At 58.4% G+C, this 18,929-nt stretch carries 13 protein-coding genes; 12 read left to right on the forward strand and 1 reads right to left on the reverse strand.

Going from position 1 to position 18,929, the window contains the following annotated elements:
• The first annotated feature begins 7 nt into the window (after positions 1-7).
• The 3 genes from EXY20_RS07355 (at position 8) to EXY20_RS07365 (ending at position 8,180) form a co-directional block, all read left to right on the forward strand.
• Positions 8-832, forward strand: coding sequence for a phytanoyl-CoA dioxygenase family protein (locus EXY20_RS07355; RefSeq protein ID WP_135549244.1), 825 nt, complete (start codon positions 8-10; stop codon positions 830-832).
• 72 nt (positions 833-904) lie between these two features.
• Complete coding sequence (locus EXY20_RS07360) at positions 905-2,236, forward strand: neutral/alkaline non-lysosomal ceramidase N-terminal domain-containing protein (RefSeq protein ID WP_167859049.1); 1,332 nt, start codon at positions 905-907, stop codon at positions 2,234-2,236.
• A gap of 169 nt (positions 2,237-2,405) precedes the next feature.
• The gene (locus EXY20_RS07365; protein WP_135549248.1) at positions 2,406-8,180 is read left to right on the forward strand and encodes an S-layer homology domain-containing protein; all 5,775 of its coding nucleotides are present in this window, start codon (positions 2,406-2,408) and stop codon (positions 8,178-8,180) included.
• On the opposite strand, the gene EXY20_RS07370 is transcribed toward EXY20_RS07365, so the two are convergent.
• A complete protein-coding gene (locus tag EXY20_RS07370; protein ID WP_135549251.1) occupies positions 8,177-9,664 on the reverse strand; it encodes an MFS transporter in 1,488 nt (495 codons plus the stop codon). The two genes, EXY20_RS07365 and EXY20_RS07370, sit on opposite strands and share 4 nt — an antisense overlap.
• A gap of 125 nt (positions 9,665-9,789) precedes the next feature.
• Here EXY20_RS07370 and EXY20_RS07375 point away from each other — a divergent pair, with 125 nt between their 5' ends.
• The 9 genes from EXY20_RS07375 to EXY20_RS07415 all read left to right on the forward strand — a co-directional run bounded on the left by EXY20_RS07375 (position 9,790) and on the right by EXY20_RS07415 (position 18,861).
• Positions 9,790-10,470 carry a TetR/AcrR family transcriptional regulator gene (locus EXY20_RS07375; protein WP_135549253.1) on the forward strand — a complete coding sequence of 227 codons (681 nt, stop codon included), beginning with the start codon at positions 9,790-9,792 and terminating at the stop codon, positions 10,468-10,470.
• A 225-nt stretch (positions 10,471-10,695) separates the two neighbouring features.
• Positions 10,696-11,379, forward strand: coding sequence for a PspA/IM30 family protein (locus EXY20_RS07380; RefSeq protein ID WP_135549255.1), 684 nt, complete (start codon positions 10,696-10,698; stop codon positions 11,377-11,379).
• Between the two features lie 54 nt (positions 11,380-11,433).
• A complete protein-coding gene (locus tag EXY20_RS07385) occupies positions 11,434-12,468 on the forward strand; it encodes a TFIIB-type zinc ribbon-containing protein (RefSeq protein WP_135549257.1) in 1,035 nt (344 codons plus the stop codon).
• Positions 12,465-13,268, forward strand: a complete 804-nt coding sequence (locus EXY20_RS07390) for a TPM domain-containing protein (protein ID WP_207671230.1) — start codon at positions 12,465-12,467, stop codon at positions 13,266-13,268. The genes EXY20_RS07385 and EXY20_RS07390 overlap by 4 nt, the downstream gene beginning before the upstream one ends.
• A 19-nt stretch (positions 13,269-13,287) precedes the next feature.
• Complete coding sequence (locus EXY20_RS07395; protein ID WP_135549261.1) at positions 13,288-14,277, forward strand: SPFH domain-containing protein; 990 nt, start codon at positions 13,288-13,290, stop codon at positions 14,275-14,277.
• 265 nt (positions 14,278-14,542) lie between these two features.
• Positions 14,543-15,937: an ABC transporter substrate-binding protein gene (locus EXY20_RS07400; RefSeq protein ID WP_167859050.1), complete on the forward strand. Its 1,395-nt coding sequence runs from the start codon at positions 14,543-14,545 to the stop codon at positions 15,935-15,937.
• Positions 15,938-15,998: 61 nt separating this feature from the next.
• Positions 15,999-17,105, forward strand: a complete 1,107-nt coding sequence (locus tag EXY20_RS07405) for a Gfo/Idh/MocA family protein (protein ID WP_135549266.1) — start codon at positions 15,999-16,001, stop codon at positions 17,103-17,105.
• A 4-nt stretch (positions 17,106-17,109) separates the two neighbouring features.
• The gene (locus tag EXY20_RS07410; RefSeq protein WP_167859051.1) at positions 17,110-18,030 is read left to right on the forward strand and encodes a carbohydrate ABC transporter permease; all 921 of its coding nucleotides are present in this window, start codon (positions 17,110-17,112) and stop codon (positions 18,028-18,030) included.
• 15 nt (positions 18,031-18,045) lie between these two features.
• Complete coding sequence (locus EXY20_RS07415; protein WP_135549270.1) at positions 18,046-18,861, forward strand: carbohydrate ABC transporter permease; 816 nt, start codon at positions 18,046-18,048, stop codon at positions 18,859-18,861.
• Positions 18,862-18,929 lie beyond the last annotated feature (68 nt).

Here is an 18,929-nt window from a genome sequence, read left to right on the forward strand (position 1 = left end):
ACGGCATATGGCCGCCGAACGGGAGCGGGAATATTTGACCGAAGCGCAAGTCGAACAGTTTCATCGCGAAGGCTTCATTCTTGTCAAAGGACTGCTGAATGAAGACGAAGTGGAGGAAGTCAAGCTTCACTTTCAGGATCTGCTGGCCCGAGGGCCGGTGAAAGGGGTGTTCGACATCCCGGCAAAAGATCGCATCGAACAAGATCCGCTGCTGCAATATCCGCGTATGCTCGGCCCGGAGCGGATCAGCGAAGTGGCGATGAAATATTCGATCCATCCGTCGATCATGCGCGCCAATGCCGATCTGTTCGGCGAGGAGCCGCTTTCCTGCGGCAGCATGTATTACTTCAAGCCTCCCGGAGCGCGCGGGCAGGCGCTGCATCAGGACAACTACTACCTGCGCAACGAGCCGGGAACGTGCATCGGCTGCTGGATCGCCATCGATCCGGCCGACGAGGAAAACGGCGGTCTGGTTGTCGTGCCGAACACGGGGGATCTGGAGATCCAGTGCCCCGACAAGGCGGACACGAAGCAGTATGCGTATTCGGACGAAGTGTCGGTGCCTGCCGGGCTGGCGCCGATTCCGATGATCATGGATCCCGGCGATGCGCTGTTCTTCAACGGCAACCTTATTCACGGGTCGTACATGAATCGTTCGAAGGATCGTTTCCGGCGCTCGTTGATCGTGCATTCGATTGCCATGTCGTCGGAACGTATCGGCTATCACATCGCAAACTTGCTGTATGATCGGCATGGAAGCGTATTTACGCGGGAAAGCAACCAGAACGCCGGTCCGTGCGGTACGCCATTGCCGGGCGCGGTTGCGCCTTAGGCACAATTTTGGGAAATTATGCGTTTGGGTACGAACAAAATGGACACGAATTGCATCTGGAGGGATTGCTGCATGGTTAATACGTTGTCGGCCGGGTTCGGCCGGGCGGATATATCGCCTGACGTCGGCGTGGAGCTGAGCGGCTTCGGCTGGTATATCGGCCGCGCTTCGACCGGCGTGCTGGAGCCGCTGTACGCGAACGCGATCGTCTGGGAAGCCGGCGCGGAGCGCGGCGCGATCGTCTCCTGCGATTTGATCGGCATCGGCCGGGAGCTGTCGCAGCGCACGCGCGAAATTATCGCGCAGTCGTGCGGCATCCCGTACGACCATATTCTCGTTTGCTGCACGCATACCCATTCCGGCCCCGCAACGATGGAGCTGATCGGCTGGGGCGAAGCGGATGAAGCGTACTTGCGCACGCTGCCGGAACGCATCGCCGAGTCTGCGCGCATCGCGGCCGGTTCCATGGCGGCAACGGAGCTGGCGTACGGGGAAGTTGCGGTCGAAGGCATCTCCTACAACCGCGAAACCCATACGAAAGATCGGCCCGGCGGTGAAACCGATCGCACGCTCAAGGCGGTGAAGCTGCTGCAAAACGGCCGTATGGCCGGCTTTATCGTCCATTACTCCTGCCATCCGGTTGTGATGTGCGAACGAACTTCGCTGATTTCCGGCGATTTTGTCGGCATGGCGATCAATGCGCTCAGCGCGCGCACCGGCGCAACCGGCTTGTTCCTGCAAGGCGCGCTCGGCGACCAGAATCCGGTGTTCTGCCACGACGATCAGGAGAAATCGCTGCAAAATATCCGGGTATTGTCCGATAGGTTCACGACGTATATCGAAGCCGCTCTGGCAGCGGCGCAGCCGACCCGACTGGATGTCATTGCCGTACAACGCGAGGATATTCGGCTGCAGCTGGCGGTGCCGGATCGTTCGCTGATTGTACGCCACCTGCAAATGATCGGGTATATGCAGAAATATGACGATTCGCTGCCCGAGCCGGTGCGTCGGCGCCTGCACTTCGAGAAAAACGTGCTCGAACGGGTAGAGGAGCTTTTTGCGCAAGGCGCCAAAGACGAGCTGGAAACGGAAATCCAGGCGATCCGCTTCGGCAATCTGCTTTTTGTTACCCATCCGTCCGAAATTTTTTACGCCTTTCATCGCGAAATCGAAGCCCGGCTGCGACCGTTCCGGACATTCATCGTCGGAATGGCGAACGATGCGATCGGTTATGTGCCGACGGCTGACAAATACGAATTGAACGACGGCGCATATTCATATCCCGCCTGGTTCGTCCCGTTCATGATCGGTCAGTTTCCGTTCCGCAGCGATGTGGGCAAGCGGCTGACGGAAAACCTCGTTCGACTCGGCACCGCGCTACAAGACCGGGAACCGGCCGTATAATTCAGGCAATCGATGTCTTATTGCTTGCCAATTCGCAACCACGAAGCGATGATCTCGCTCGTGGTTTTTTGGCATGCGGATGAGGCCGGCAAAATTTTTGCCGTCATTTTACCGCTGTTTTACCAGGGGCAGATAAGATGGGCTCAAACCGTTTGGAAAGGAGATCAGGATGAAGTATCGAGCCCTCTTGAAGCCGCGGAAAAGACTTTTGTGCGTGCTGGTGTTCGTATTGTTGTTTGCGGCCGTCGTTCAACCGGTTCGTCCGGTCTATGCGCTCACACCCGAAGGATTTGACGGAGGCACGGGAATACCCGGCGATCCCTTTTTGATTTCGACCCCGGCGCAGTTGGATGCCGTCCGCAATTATTTGACCAAGTCGTTCAAGCTGACCGGGGACATCAGTCTCGGCGACTACGAGAGCGGCGCCGGGTGGGCACCGATCGGAGTTCTTGCGGCAAACCAGATGTTCACGGGAACCTTGGACGGCGACGGGCACGCGATCACGCATTTGACAATCAACCGGCCTGCGGCGGATTATGTGGGTTTATTCGGCGCCGTAAACGGCGGCAGCATCAAAAATGTGCGCATCGTTAATCCGGCGGTAGTTGGGCGCAATTATGTCGGTCCGCTTGCCGGGCGAATCTGGGGCATCTACGAGGGGCGGCAATCCGCCGTCAGCAACAGCGGTTCGTCGGGCGGGAGCGTAGCGGGCGCAGGTTGGATTGGCGGCTTGGTCGGCGACAGCTTGCGCAATTCGATCGACTACAGTTACTCCTCGACCAATGTGACTGCAACCAATTCCGTTGCCGGCGGGCTTGCCGCCGTATTCGGCCAAGGGACGATCAGCAACAGCTACGCGCTTGGAAATGTCAAAACGGGCGGTACCGCTACCGGCGGTTTGGTCGGTTTTAACAGCGCGGTAGTCAATTCCGGCGCCATCGCAACGATCAGCGGCAGTTACGCCGCCGGCAATGTGGAAGGGAACATCTCCGTTGGCGGGTTGGTCGGCATTAATGAAAATTCGGCTTCCTCCGCCGCTATGGCGGTCATCAGCAACAGCTATGCGGTCGGGCAGGTGAAAGGGACATCGCGCGTCGGCGGGTTGGTCGGATACAACCACAGTGCAACGATCGGCAACAGCTACGCGCTTGGCGTCGTGGAAGGCCAGACAGATGTTGGCGGCCTTGTCGGCGCTTCCGTAACCGATCAGATTGTGTCCAGTTATTACGATAAAGAAACGGCAGGCATTATCGCTGCGAGCCCGTATGCCAAATCAACCGAACAAATGAAGACGGCCGGCACGTTTGCGGATTGGTTTACGGCCGGCGCATGGGCGATGAATAGCGGCGTTCACGGCGGGTATCCGTATTTGCCTGCAGGCGTTTCGCCGGCGACGGCGGCGCTCGGGCAAGGAGCGGAAACGACGGCGGTGACGGCGGCGGTATCCCCGGGAAATCATCTTGTCGTTCAGGTCGTTTCCGGCTTGCAAGCGGCGCCCGGGCTCGGCGATGCCGTACCCGTCCCGGGCGCAATCGATCCCTATGTGCCCGGCTCGGACATCGGCGGCGTCGACGCCGTGACGAACAAGTACGTGAATGTTTACGAGGCAAACCCGGACGGCAAAATCGCCGCATTCAAACAACTAACGCTCACTGCCGGCGATATTTTGACCTATGCCGTTGACGAGCTTCGCGATCAGACATTGGACGCGTTGACAGTCGGTTACGGCTCGGGCGCGCAAGAGTCCCGCGCCATCACATTAACGCGCAGCGGCACTGCCGATTTGACCCAGCTTTCCGTTGCCGTGAGCGGAAATGAATTTGCCGTTACGCAGCCGGCAGCCACGACGCTGGACGCCGGCACGCCGACGACAAGCTTCACGGTGGCGCCGCTGGACGGGCTTGGGGTTGGCACGCATACGGCAACCGTCACGGTGTCGGCCGCGCATATGACCGATCGGACGTTTACGGTGACCCAAATCGTTAACGTACCCGGAGCCGCTTTGCTGCAGGTGTCCGAAGTCGGCAGCGAGCAGGTCGCGCTCGAATGGAGCGCGATCGACCATGCGACCGGCTATCGGGTGTTCAAACGAACCGCCTCCGGCGTCTACGACCAGGAGGAAGTAACGGTGACCGGCAGTACGTATCGGCATACAGTGACCGGTTTGACGAATGGAACGAGCTATTTGTTCATCGTCCGGGCAGTCGTCGGCGGGGTGGAAGGGGCCGATTCCAATGAAGTCGGCGCAACGCCAAAAACAGTGCCGGGGGCGCCGACGAAAATAACGGCAACGGCGGGAGACGGGTTGGCCAGCGTCGCCTTTTCCGCGCCGGCGAGCAACGGGGGCGACGCGATAACCCGCTACACCGCCACGTCCTCCCCCGGGGGAAGGAGCGTTAGCGGGACAACAAGCCCGATTGTTGTGACAGGGCTGACGAACGGCACTACGTACACGTTTACGGTTACTGCAACCAACAGCAAGGGAGAGGGCCCGGCTTCGACGGCGTCGAACGCCGTCATGCAGCCGATCGGCGTGCCGGCGTTGTTGGCCCCTGACGCCGGAGATACGCAGGTAACGCTGAATTGGCAAGCGGTCGGCGAAGCGACCGGATACCGGATTTACCAAAGCTCGGCAGCCGGAACGGCCGGAACGGAGGTCGATACGGTGAGCGCCGCTACGTTAAGCTACACCGTTACCGGATTGACGAATAGCCGGAGCTATTATTTTACCGTCAAAGCGTTGATTGGTCAGGTAGAAAGCGCCGCTTCCAATGAAAGGGGCGCCACGCCCGTCAGATGGGCCGGACCCGGGGCGCCGGACGGGACGTTTGCAGGCGGCATAGGCATCGAAGAAAATCCTTATTTGATTGCGAATGCCACGCAGATGAATGCGGTGCGGAACTATTTGAACGGCTCCTACAAGCTGGTTGCGGATATCGATCTAGGCGGCTATGCCGGCGGTTCCGGCTGGGTGCCGATCGGGAGCGCCGATCCCGCCCATGCGTTCAGCGGCAGCTTCGATGGCGGCACGTATCGGATTACGGGGCTGACCATCGATCGGCCGGCCGAGGATAATGTCGGCTTGTTCGGATACGTGAGCGGGCAGCTCGTCAATGTGACCCTGGACGCCGCAACGATCGTTGGTCATGATGTTGTCGGCGGCTTGGCGGGATTCGCCAAATACGGCACGATCCGCAACAGCCGTTCATCGGGAACGATTACGGGAAACAACGATGTCGGCGGTTTGGTCGGCCATGTGTTTCCCGGAACGGTCGGAAACAGCTTCAGCACGGCTGATGTGACCGGCTTTTATCGTGTGGGCGGTTTGGTCGGAACGGTTTCCGACGTATCGACGGTCAGCGACAGCGGCAGCGCGGGGAATGTGACGGGGATCGCCAGTTCATTCTACATCGGCGGCCTGGTCGGCCAAATCGACGGCGCGGCCGCGAAGATCCGCAACAGCCGTGCGACCGGAGCGGTGCAAGGAGCGAACGAGGTCGGCGGATTGGTCGGTTCGAATCGCGGCGCTGCCATCACGACCAGCTACTCGTCCGGGAACGTGACATCGGATTGGACGGTCGGCGGCCTTGTCGGCTCGATCAATACCGGCACGATTGCCGACAGCTATACGAGGTCGAGCGTTACCGTAAATACGGCAAGGAGCGGCGCGTTCGCCGGCTACAACGCGGGGACTTCGGTCGTTCGCAATTATGCGGCGGGAGAGGCGAACGGAGCGGCACCGATCGGCGGTTATTCCGGCATGTACGTTGGCGCGATGCCAAGCAGCAATTATTACGACCACGATCGTATTCCTTATGACGACGTTTTTGCCCGGCCCGTTGCGACAGCAGCGATGAAAACAAGCGGAACGTATGCGAACTGGGATTTTGACGAAACATGGGGGATCGATCCGGCGATCAATGACGGGTATCCGTATTTGCGCTACCTGGCTCCCGTGTTGTCGGCAACGGCGTCGCCCGGAGAAACGGACTTGACGACAAAAGTGACAGCGTCGCCGGATTTCGGCAATCATCTGGTCGTTCAAGTTTCTACCGTCCCCCTGGCGTCCGCCCCTGCCATTGGCGATGCCGTGCCTGCTGCGGGCGTCACGAATCCGTACGTTCCCGAATCGCCGATCGGCGGCGTGGATGCGGCAACGAATAAGTATGTTGTGGTGTATGAAGCGGACAACCGCGACAAGATCATGAAGGTCGCCCAGCTCGCTCTGACGAGCGCCGAGATCAGGCCGTCCTATCGATTGGAGCAGCCAGGCAACCGGACGTTGGACCCGTTGACGGAAGGGTACGCGGCGGGAACGCAGCAGGAGATCACGATCCCGCTGGTCCGCAGCGGAACGGGCGATTTGGCCCATTTGACCGTCTCTGCAAGCGGGAACGCTTTTGAAGTCACGGCGCCTGCGGTGACGACCCTGACCGGCGGAACGCCGACGACAAGCTTTACGGTAAAAGCGAAAAACGGGCTCGCGGCCGGAACGTACACGGCAACGGTGACCGTCACGGCGGACCACATGACGCCTGTTGCCTTCACGGTGACTCAGGCGGTTGCGGCACGTTATGTGCCGACCGACCCGACCGGGCCGTCAAACACGCCAACTGCACCTCCGGGTACGCCTGCCGCGCCGACCGGTTCACCGGGTACGCCGACCGCTCCGAACACATATGCATCGGCAGACCCGGGGAACGAAACGACGGGAGCCACCCTGCTGGTAAAAGCAGACGTACACCTTTCGGCGGGCGGCACAACGGTTGCGACGATTGATGTGGATGGAGAGGAGCTCGTTGTTTTGCTGCAGGCGTTAACCGGCAAACGGGCCGACGCTCAAACGGCAACGGTCGCGGTGGACGGCGAAGCCGACGACTTCATCGTGCATTTGCCGATTGCGGCGATCCGGCACGCGGCGGTTGCGGATGCGCCGGGCACGCTAATCGTCAAGACCGCTTCCGCTACCTACGCAATGCCGCTGCGCTTGTTGCGTGAACTTGCCGCGGCGGACTCGTCCGCGGAAACGATAACGATCGCCATCAGTCGAATCGACGGCACGCTTCAGGAAAAAATCGAACGGGCCGCGAAGTCGAGCGGGTTGTCGTTGTTAAATAAGCCGATCGCGTTCGAGGTAGCCGTCGGCGAACAGGAGCGGGCGGATTTTGGCGGCACCTACGTAAAACGTACGGTTTTCATTGCCGGCGGGGCCGATCCGTCCGAGTCGACTGCGGTCTGGTACGATCCGGTTGCGGATGCATTTCATTTCGTGCCGTCCACGTTCCATACCGTCGACGGCGTCACCGAAGTCGCCATGCAGTCGCCGCACAACAGCGTCTACACCGTCATCCGGACGGCAAAAACATTCGCCGATTTGCAGGGACATTGGGCGATGGAAACGATCGAGTTGCTCGCTTCGAAGCTGATTGTGAACGGCGTCTCGGCTGAAGCGTTTGCGCCGGAGGCGAGTGTGACGCGCGCCGAATTTGCGGCGCTGCTGGTTCGATCGCTTGGCCTGGGCGAAGCGGCTGCTGCATCGTCAGTGCCGTTCCGCGACGTCGAGGCGGATGCGTGGTATGCCGGCGTCGTGCAGGCGGCGGTGCAATCCGGATTGGTGACCGGCTTCGGCGACGGCACGTTCCGCCCGGAAGAGCGGATCACGCGAGAGCAGATGACGGTTATGCTGGCGGCGACTTTGAAGTTCGCGGGCAAGGTGCCTGCGGCGGACGATTCCGCGACACAGACACAGCTGCAGCCGCTTGACCGGTTTGTCGATCGGACGGCGATCCACGACTGGGCGATTGATTCAGCGGCGCTGGCAGTCCGGGCGGGTATCGTCGACGGGCTTCCCGATGCGACATTTGCTCCAACCGCCTTTGCCACACGCGCCGAAGCCGGCACGATGCTGGTTCGGATGCTTCGTTACGCGGCGTTTTTGAATTAGGTTGGGTTGGCCTCACGCTGGGAGACGGTTGCGGGGGCAGGGACAGGAGTTTTTGACACAAGCATGCCTTTGCCAAAAAAGAAGCAGATGACGACCGCGGCGACGGCAAAAACAAGCGCTGACCCGAACTGCTGATGGAAGGCGCTCGTAAGGACATGCGCTGCCTGCTCCCTTGCATCGGGCGCCAAATCCGACAAATTCGGATTGTTCCGAGTGAAGGCGATGCCGCTTGTCAGCCGTCCGGCGAGCAAACTGCCGAAGGCGCTCATGCCGATGCTGGCGCCCATCGATTGAAACAGTTGGACGGCGGATTGTGTCACGCCACGGTCCGCTTCCGCCGCGGATTCCTGTATGAGCAGCGCTTCCCCGGCCATCAGCGTTCCTGTGCCGATGCCCATGACGAAGAAGCAGATGGCGGGATAAAGGAAGCTTTGGTCGGGATGAATCCGGAGAGCCATCAGCAGTCCCGCAACCGGAAACAGGAACGAAACGATAAACAGCATACGATAGGGAAAACGGGAAATCAGGAAGCCGCACGCCAGTCTGAACGGCAGGGCGCCTGCCATCAGCATCAGCGTAAAATAGCCGGATCCCGTTGCCGAAAATCCCATGGCGGTCTGGGCATAATATGGGAATGAAGACGTCGCCCCAAGCAAGCCGCACATCACCGTAAACATCAGCAGAGCCATGACGACAATGTTGCGGTTTCGCAGCAGCCGCAAGGGAATGATCGGCTCCGCGGCCCGGCGCTCGACGAAGAGGAACAGTACCAGCAGGATGGCGGAAGCCCCGAGCAGTGTCACGATCGGCGGGGACGTCCAGGCCAGGTTTTTGTTCTCGATCAGTACGGGGGCCAGCAGCAGAGCCAGGATAGATCCCACCAACGTCAGCGCTCCGGCGTAATCGACGGAACGCGATTCCCGCCGTTTCTGCTCCTGCAGTCCCAGGGACATCAGGAGAGCGGCCAGCAAGCTCACGGGAAGATTAATCAGGAACACCCCATGCCAACTGATACGATCCGTTACATAGCCGCCGATCATCGGGCCGGCCAGCGGAGGCAAAATCATCATGATGCCAAACAGCCCTTGCAGCTTGATGCGCTGTTTCAATGGAAACGTTTCGCCGAAAATGACCATGGCCAGCGGCAGCAGGCCGCCTGCGCCGACCCCTTGGATGCCGCGGCCGAGCAGCAAAAGTTCCATTGTGGGAGCGAAGCCGCTCACAATAGAACCGAAAATAAAGAGAGCGATACTGAGCAGATACAGCCTTTTGCGGCCGAAGATGTCGGACAGCTTGCCCATAATGGGCATGCAGGCGGTCATCGACAGCAGGTAAATGCCGGCTACCCAGCCATACAGTGTCATGTCGTGCAGATCGCGGATGACGGCCGGCATTGCCGTCGCAATGACCGTCTCGTCCAGCCCCGCAAAAATCATGCCGATGATGAGGGCAATAAAAACCATCCTCTTGTTGGTTTGCTTCATGGGAACCACTCCTTTGCGATGTTAACTAACGGTGTTAGTTTGAACCTTACAGTGTTAGATGTTATCATGAACCTATTCAAGCTGTAAAGCTCAAACTTACACTGTTAGGTAAAGGGCGGGTCCCGATGAAAAAGCAGCAGCCTTCGATTTCGGAGGATATCATTTTGCAAACCTCGTGGGAGCTTCTGGGGGAAGAGGGCATCGAAAAATTCAGCCTGAGGGGATTGGCCGAACGGCTCGGCATTCAGGCTCCCTCCTTATACTGGTACTTCAAGAGCAAGCAGAAGCTTTACGAACGCCTGTCCAACCAGGTAGCGAAAATCGTGCTGGAAGAGTTCCATCCCGAAGGGGACTGGAAGGAACAACTGGCGGGATTTGCTTCGACGGTAAGGAATGTGCTCGGCCGGTATCCCTGTTCCACGCAGTTGATGATGCTGACGCTTCCCGTCGAGCCGGACAGCGTGCGGTTTACCAACCGCATGCTGCTTTGCGTGGAATCGCTTCCTCTTGAACAGGAACACAAATTGCAAGTCGTTTTTACGCTGACGAACTATGTGCTTGGTTTCGTGCTTGACAACGAGCAGGACCGGCGCAATTTTTCCATTGACCGTAAGGGCAAGGAAACACATCCGGCCGGAGAGATGGTCCGCCTGCTGGACGCCATGAGCGAATCGGACGCGGGACTGTTTCGGAAGATGTACAAGAGCGGGCTGTACGAGCTGATGGGCACCGATGCGGCGTTCGAATTTGGTTTGAAGCTGATTCTGCTTGGAATTGAACAGGCGATCAAGGAGCAGGGGGAGTAAGCAGCGAGAGGCTGGCAAGCGCCGCGGCGATTGCGGGAGTGGCGAGGATTCAAATAAGCCATGTTTTTTTTTATGGCTTATTTTTGCTGACACCGGATTTTTGTCCGCAATAGGCCGGACCATTGGAGAGCAGACCGTTGCCTGCAGCGGCACGGCCGGCGCATTGTTCGTTGGCTGATCTTACGGTATGATGAAGCTAATATGACGGTTGCACAAGGAGGAAGCATGGGAATTTTATCGAGGTTTCGAGATATTATGACCAGCAATCTGAACGCTCTGCTCGATAGAAGCGAGGATCCGGAGAAAACGGTCGATGCGTTCATTGCCAGCGCAAACAGAGATCTCGGCAGTATCAGAGCGGAAACGGCCTCGCTCTTGGCGGAGGAGCGAAGAACGAAACGGGCGCTGGAGGAATGCCAAGACGAGATCGACAAACTGCAGCGTTATGCGGAGAAGGCGGTTGCCGCGGGCAACGATCGGGAAGCCGTCAAGTTTCTGGAGCGTAAAGCGCCGCTCGCGGAGAAATCAGCCAAGCTGCAAGCCGCGCATGACGATGCTGCCGCGAACGTCGGCAAAATGCAGCAAATGCAGGACAAACTCGAAGCCGATATCAGCCAATTGGAGGCGCGGCGGACAAAGCTGAAGGAAACAATGGCGGCGGCGCGGAACCAGCAACGAGTAAACGCTGCCGGTTCGCCCACAGGCGGCAATATCGATGCGACGCTGACAGCGATGGAGGAGAAGGCCAACCAAGCGTATGACGAGGCGATGGCCATTGCCGAGCTGCGGGCGGGAACGAACGACGATCTCGACGAGCAGTTCGCGCAGCTCGATAAGCGCAGCCAAGCAACGACGAATCCGGAAGACGAACTGGCGGCAATTAAGGCAAAGATGAACAAAGCGACATAATCCGCTTCGAAGCAAAAGCCCATCTTGGTGGGGTTATCTGAGAGGGGTGAGCAGATGCAGGTGATTGATTACAAATGTCCGAATTGCGGCAGCAGCATGGTGTTCGACAGCGAAACCGGGATGTTGACCTGCCAAAGCTGCGGAAGAAAGGACAATATCGAGCAACATGCCGATCCGCTTGCGGCTCCCAATTCGTATGCCGAAGGCGAAGCGGTCGAGTACCATTGCAAAAGCTGCGGCGCGATCGTAATCACCGACGCGGAAACAACGGCCACGGTGTGCAGCTTCTGCGGCTCCCCGATCGTACTCGGCGATCGGCTGACCGGAAAGCTGGCGCCGGTGAAGGTCATCCCGTTTGCGATCAGCAAGGAAGAAGCGATGGCCGCCTTTCGCAAATGGTGCCGAAACGGCCGACTGACGCCGAACGGGTTCATGACGGCGGATCGGGTCAAAGGCATCACCGGGATGTACGTTCCTTTCTGGCTGTACGATCTGAACAATCATATCGAGGTGCAAGCCCATGGCACGAAGGTGAGAAGCTACCGGCAGGGCGACTACCAATATACGGAAACGTCGCATTTTGAAGTGTACCGCAAGATTCGCCTGGATTATCGCAACGTGCCGATCGACGCCTCGGTCAAAATGAACGACGAGCTGATGGACAAATTGGAGCCGTTCCCTTACGAGCAGCTGAAAAGCTTCAAAACGCCTTATCTCGCTGGCTTCCTGGCGGAAAAGTACAGCTATACCGACGAAGAGCTGTTCCCCCGGGCGAAACAAAAAATCAGCGCCTTTATCGATGCCTATATCCGTTCCACGATGTCGGGATATTCGACTGTCACCAATACAAGCAAACAAATCGATACGCCGTTTCAACCCGCGGATTATGTGCTGCTTCCGGTATGGGTGGTGCATTATGACTACAAGCGATTGGCGTATACGTTTGCGATGAACGGGCAGACGGGCAAGGTGGTCGGCAAGCCGCCGATCAGCAAGGCCAAAGTGAGCGCATGGTTCGCCGGTGTTGCCGGCATTTCTTTCCTGGGGATGAAGCTGCTTGCCGTTTTGTCGGGAGGGGGATTGTGGTGAGCGGAAAACGTGCGGTTGTCGCCGTATGGCTGCTCTTCGCCGTATGCTTCTCCGTGCTGACCGGCGCAAAGTCGGGAGAAGCCGCCGCGGCGGAAAACAAACAGCTGATTTATGACGATGCGGGCTTGCTGAGCGCGGAAGCGTACGGAGAACTGAACGCGTTGGCCAACCGATACGGCGCGCGCAGAGAAACGGACATTATTATCGTTACTTCCCGAAACGCAGGCAATGCCGACGTGATGAAGATGACCGAGGATTTTTACGACGAGAAGGCGCCCGGTTACGATAAACCGCATGGCAACGCGGTTATACTGACCGTGGATATGAAAAACCGCGAAATATATTTGGCCGGGTTCTACAAAGCGGAAACTTACCTCGACGATAGCCGGCTAAATAAAATCCGCGCCAAAATCAGCCCGGCTTTAACGAGCGGCGATTATGAGCTTGCGTTCCGGACGTATATTCGCACCACCTCCAATTATATGGGGTACCGCCCCGGGGTGAACCCGGACAACATTTTGTTCAACGGCTGGTTTCAACTGGCGGTGGCGCTGGTCGTCGGCGGAATCGTTGTCGGCCTGATGGTGTTTCGTTCCGGCGGCCGTGTGACCGTAACCGGGCGAACGTACGAGGACGCGGGCACCTCGGGGGTTCTGGAGCACAGCGACCGGTTTTTGCATACGACGGTAACGAAGCAGAAAATCGAGCGAAACAGCGGTGGCGGCGGAGGCAGAGGCGGCGGTGGCGGCGGGACGACAAGCGGCGGCCATTCGCACAGCGGCAGCAGAGGATCATTTTAGACGAAAGGAATGGTGCAAGGTGGCGTTTTTTAGCAATCAATTTGCGAATGTCGTGGAATGGGAAGAATTTCGCGACGATATGATTTTCTGGAAGTGGCACAACCGTGAAATCAAAAAAGGCAGCAAGCTGGTCATCCGTCCCGGTCAGGATGCGATTTTTATCCACAACGGCAAAATCGAAGGCATCTTCGAGCAGGAAGGAGAGTATAATGTCGCTTCCGAGATCATTCCGTTCCTGTCGACGCTGAAAGGATTCAAATTCGGCTTCAACAGCGGGATGCGGGTGGAAGTGCTGTTCGTCAACACGAAGGAATTTACCGTCAAGTGGGGAACGCAAAATCCGGTGCTCATCCCGACTCCCCAGCTGCCGGGCGGCATGCCGATCCGGGCGAACGGCACGTTTCATTTCAAAGTGAACGATTATGTGACGCTGATCGATAAAATTGCCGGAGTCAAGGACAGCTACCTGGTGGATGACGTCAAAATCCGGATTACCGCCGTACTGGATCAACTGCTGATGAAGTGGATCAGCCGGGAAGGCAAGGACATGTTCAATCTCCAGGCGAATGCGTACGACATTGCCACCGGCATTCGCGAAGACCTCGATATGCAGGTGATGGACAACGGCATGACCATTACCGGCTTTCACGTGATGAGCTTCAACTACCCGCAAGAAATCCAGGATAAAATTACGAAGACGGCGTCCTACGAGATGATCGGCAATGTGCCGAAGTACCAGCAAATTGCCATGACGGACGGCATGGCGTCCGGCAACGTCAAGGGCGGCGGCGCCGCGGCTGACATGGCGGGCATGATGATGGGCATGAACATCGCCAATGAAATGATGAAAAAGATGAATGAAGGCCAGCAGCAGCCTGCGGCAGGAGCGAACCAAACGCCCGGGGCGCCGTCGCCCGGGGGGAGCCGGCCGAACTTCTGCCCGAACTGCGGCGCCAAAAACGAAGGCGCCAACTTCTGCCCGACGTGCGGGCAAAAATTGAACGCATAGCGCAGCGGGCATGCCCCGGCGCAAACCAATGAAGCCCGCGTCTGTCGCGGGCTTTTTCTTGCTATTAAAAACTTTTTGAGGCAACAGTGGCGCCCCCATCAATCAGCGAATTTTCCCCCTCCCTTGGCGAATTGTGAACCTGCCGCGTGCCGTCGTTCGCCGCTATACTGGAATTGCAGCAGGAAGCCAAGCGGCCAAACGGCGCCTCGACCAGAGACATCTGATGCTGCATGCGACAATTGACATTTTTACGGGAGGGATCGATTTGAAAAAGAGAATGATGATCGCCGCGACGGCTTTGACGCTGGTTGCGTCAATCGCTGCCGGTTGCGGCAGCGGGACGGGCAAGGACAGCGCCGGAACGGCTTCGCCCGCAGGTTCGCCGAAAGCGAGCTCGTCCGCCAAGCCGAGCGGTGCGGACAAGCAGATTACGATCGAGTTTTGGGGCGGCCCGCAAGTGTTGAACGTGGAGGGGATCAAGTCCACGGAATACGGCGATTACGAAAAAGCGATGATCGCTTCGTTCGAGGAAAAAAATCCGGGTATCAAAGTGAAGTACAAGCTGATCGGGGCGGCCGAAATCGAGCAGGCGATCACCGTTGCGCTAACCGGCAACAACCAGCCCGACGTCATTCTGGACGCGCTCGGCAAACGGTTGATCAAATATGTGAACAGCGGCAAAGTGGAGGACATCAGCGATTTCTACGACCCGTCCAAATTCAACAAAAGCATGATCGACGCGGTAACGATCAACGGCAAAATATACGGCGTGCCGCTGTGGGATCATCCGGAGATCGTTTTCCTGAACAAAACGATCTTCAAGAACAAAGGGCTGGAAAACCTGATTCCGGCGAGTCGCGACTGGACGATCGACCAAATGCGCGACGTGCTGAAGCAAGTATCGGGCGGCGGCGTGTACGGCACGGCATTCTACGCGCTTAACGAGCAGGGCGACGAGATGATGCAGCAGCGGTTCTACAATATGGGCGGCAAAATGTGGAACGACGAACAAACCGAAATCGTGATGGACAAATATCCGGAAGCGGCCGAATGGATCCAGACGATGATCGACATGATGAAGGAGGGCTCGGCGGCGCCCGGAGCGGCAACGACACAAGCGGTCGACGCGCTGGAAATGTTCAAGCAGGGCAAGCTTGCGATGCTGCCGTGGGGCACGGGAATGTACGGCGCGATCGCGGCAGGCAAAAAGGACGGGTCGATCAAAGCCGACATCGAGCTGTACGGGATCAAACCGCCGCACAAGGCGGGAGCGGAGCTTAGGCTGACGAACGTCGGCGCGGCCGGCATCTCCGTGTTCAAGCAAACCGACAAGGACAAGCGCGAAGCGGTCAAAAAATTCGTGCAGTTCATGACGACGCCGGCCAGCATCAAGGCGATGGCCAAAGCGGGCGGCTACTTGCCGGCCCACAACGAAGCCGCGTACGAACCGGACGATGCCGATCTGCGCGTCATTATGAAAGAGATCGCGAACATCCCGATGGCCAGCCTCGGCTACAAGTCGAAAGCGTACGCCGGCGTGCGCCCGCTCTGGTTCCCCGAGCTGCAGGCCGCCTTCGCCGGCGGCAAAACGCCGAAGCAGGCGGTGGCCGACTTCACGCAGAAGGCGAACAACATGATCGCGCAGGTCAACAAAAATTGACGCAAGCGGATGCGCCCTGTTCCCTGCGAGCAGGGCGTTTTCGACTAACGGAGGGACATTCATGAGCGGAACCACGATTCGATTCGGCATCGTCGGCTGCGGTTTTTTCGGCGGCGAGTTTGCCCGTATTCTGCAAGAGCTGGAAGGAACAAGTGTTGTCGCCGTTCAAGGCGGCAGCGGCAGAAGCACGGCCCGAATTGCGGCCGAGATCGGCTGCGATGTCGAAGAGCGGCTGGAAAGCCTCGCGGCGCGCGACGATGTCGACGCGATCCTCGTCGCAAGTCCGAACCATCTGCACCGGGAGCCGGTGCTGCAGGCGGCGCGCAACGGCAAACACGTCTTTTGCGAAAAGCCGGTTGCGCTTTCATCGGAAGATTGCCTCGCAATGACGGAGGCGTGCAGGCAAGCAGGCGTTCGCTTCATGGCCGGTCATATTTTGCACTTCGTCAGCGGCATCGAACAGATCAAGCGCTGGATCGCAGACGGCGCAATCGGGCGTCCGGTAGCGCTTCATGCCGAGCGGACGGGCTGGGAAGAGCCGCGGGAAGAAGTCAGCTGGAAAAAAAACCAACTGGAATCGGGCGGCCATCTGTTCCATCACATCCATGAGCTCGATATGGCGATTGCCGTCATGGGCCCGGTTTCCAACGTTTATTTGGCGGCGGACAACGTGGCGCACCGCGGTCCCGGCTTCGGCGACGAAGACGATGTGCTGCTGCTTACGCTGCATTTTGCCGGCGGCGGCTTCGGCACGCTGCAGTTCGGCTCCGGTTTTCGCTGGGGCGAACACTATATGAAAATCAACGGCACGGAAGGCGCGATCAAGCTCGACTTCCGCGAATCGGTCGCCGAACTGCGGCGCGCCGGCGAACCGCCCGTCACAATCGGGTTGTACGGCGGACAAGAAGATGAAGACCGCAGGCAGTTGTACGCACGGATGGACGGCGGCGTCATTTACGGCGATCCTGCGAACCGGCCGCCGCTGTTTCTGCGGAACGTCATGAAACGGGAAATCGCGGCGTTCCGCGATGCGATTCTGGGCAAGCCGGTCGACGCGGACAAGGCGTTGCTTTTCGACGGGACGGCGGCTAATCGTTCCGTGGCGGCGGCCGAGGCGGCGCTTCAATCGAAGCGTCTGCTTGCGCCGGTGCGGCCGCAGACGGGGTGAGGCGATGAGCGCGAAGCTAACGCGCAACGACGCGGCGGCGGCCGGCCGGGCAAGGAACGTGCTGCGCGGATGGCGCGAGCCCGCTTGGGGCTACGCGTTCATTTTGCCGAATTTGGCGTTGATTGCGCTGTTCTTCCTTTACCCGCTGTTCAACACGTTCCGGCTCAGCTTGTTCCAGGCGAATATGTCGGGGGAAACGTTCATCGGCTTGGACAACTTCAGATCGCTGTTTGCCGACGATGTTGTCTTGAATTCGCTTAAACATACGTTTTATTTTGCGCTGATTATCGTGCCGATCATCGTTGCCCTTTCGTTTACCGTCGCCGGCATGATGAAAGATTTGCGCCCGTCCTCAAAGGCGCTGTTCCGCGTCGTGTTTTATTTGCCCGTCGTGGCGACGCCGGTCGTCGTTACGATGATCTGGGCCTGGATGTACAATGTCAACTTCGGGATTTTGAACTATTTGCGGAGCCTGCTTCATCTTGGGCCTGTCCAATGGTTGGGCACGACGTCGGGCGCATTCTTTTCGATCGTCATTGTCGTCGTTACCTGGTCGGTTGGGCAGCCGATCATCCTGTACCTTGCATCGATGGACGGCATTTCCAAGGATCTGTACGAAGCGGCGGAGCTTGACGGCGCCGGTCCGCTGCGCAAGTTTTTTGCTATCACCTTGCCCTTGATCGCGAACACGACGCTGTTCGTGACCGTTACGACGACGATTTCGACGTTCCAGATTTTTGTCGTCATCCATTTGCTGACGCGCGGCGGACCGTATTTCAGCACGGAAACGCTCGTGTACACGATTTACCGCACCGCGTTTACCTCCACCGAATTCGGGGCTGCGTCCGCCCAAGGGGTCGTGTTGTTCGTCATCATCATGGTCATCGCGCTTGTGCAGCTGCGGCTGATTCGTTCGAAGGCATAATTCAGGAGGATCCGCATGAAAGCTTCCCTTGCGCTGCGCTACATTTTATTGATTGCGGCGTCCGTCGTGTTCGTTTTTCCGCTGTACTGGATGGTGACCGGTTCGGTCAAGCCGGCGGTTTCCCTCTGGCAAGTGCCGCCCGACTGGTTTCCGCAAACGTTCGACTTGACGCAATACCGCACCTTGCTCGACAAACAGCCGGCGCTGCGCTGGCTGTTCAACAGCCTGTTCGTCGGCGTGGTGTCCGTCTTCTTCATCCTGCTGTTCTGCTCGCTCGCCGGCTATGCTTATGCGAAAAAACGATTTCGCGGCCGTCATGTTTTATTTTTCGTCATTATCGCCACCATGATGATGCCCCGCCAGGTGACGTTGGTGCCGCTTTATTTGCTCGTATCCGATCTGGGGCTGCTCGATACGTACGCCGGACTTATTTTGCCGGTGATCGCTTATCCGTTCGGCGTTTTCCTGATCCGCCAGTTCGTCAGCTACATCCCCGACGAGCTGCTGAACGCGGCCAAAGTGGACGGCGCCGGGGAAATCCGCATTTTCGCGCAAATCGTCGTCCCGCTTATTTTGCCGGCGCTCGGCGCGCTGGCGATCTTTTCGTTCATGTACATCTGGAACGATTACATGTGGCAGCTCGTCGTGCTTACCTCCGACAATATGAAGACGCTGCCGCTTGGCGTCTCCGGACTGGTCAATCGCGAGATGAGCGTCAATTACGGCGTAGCGATGGCCGGCGGCACATTTGCGGCATTGCCGCTGATCGTCTTTTTCCTGCTGTTCCAGCGCAGCTTCATTCGCGGCATTACGCTCGGATCGGACAAATAACGCGGATCGGAGCCGCTATGGTACAATAGAAGCGACTGTCCGGTTTCGGCATATACAGGCCGTTGTAC

The organism is Paenibacillus cymbidii, from assembly GCF_004764705.1.
Lineage (GTDB): Bacteria > Bacillota > Bacilli > Paenibacillales > NBRC-103111 > Paenibacillus_AN > Paenibacillus_AN cymbidii.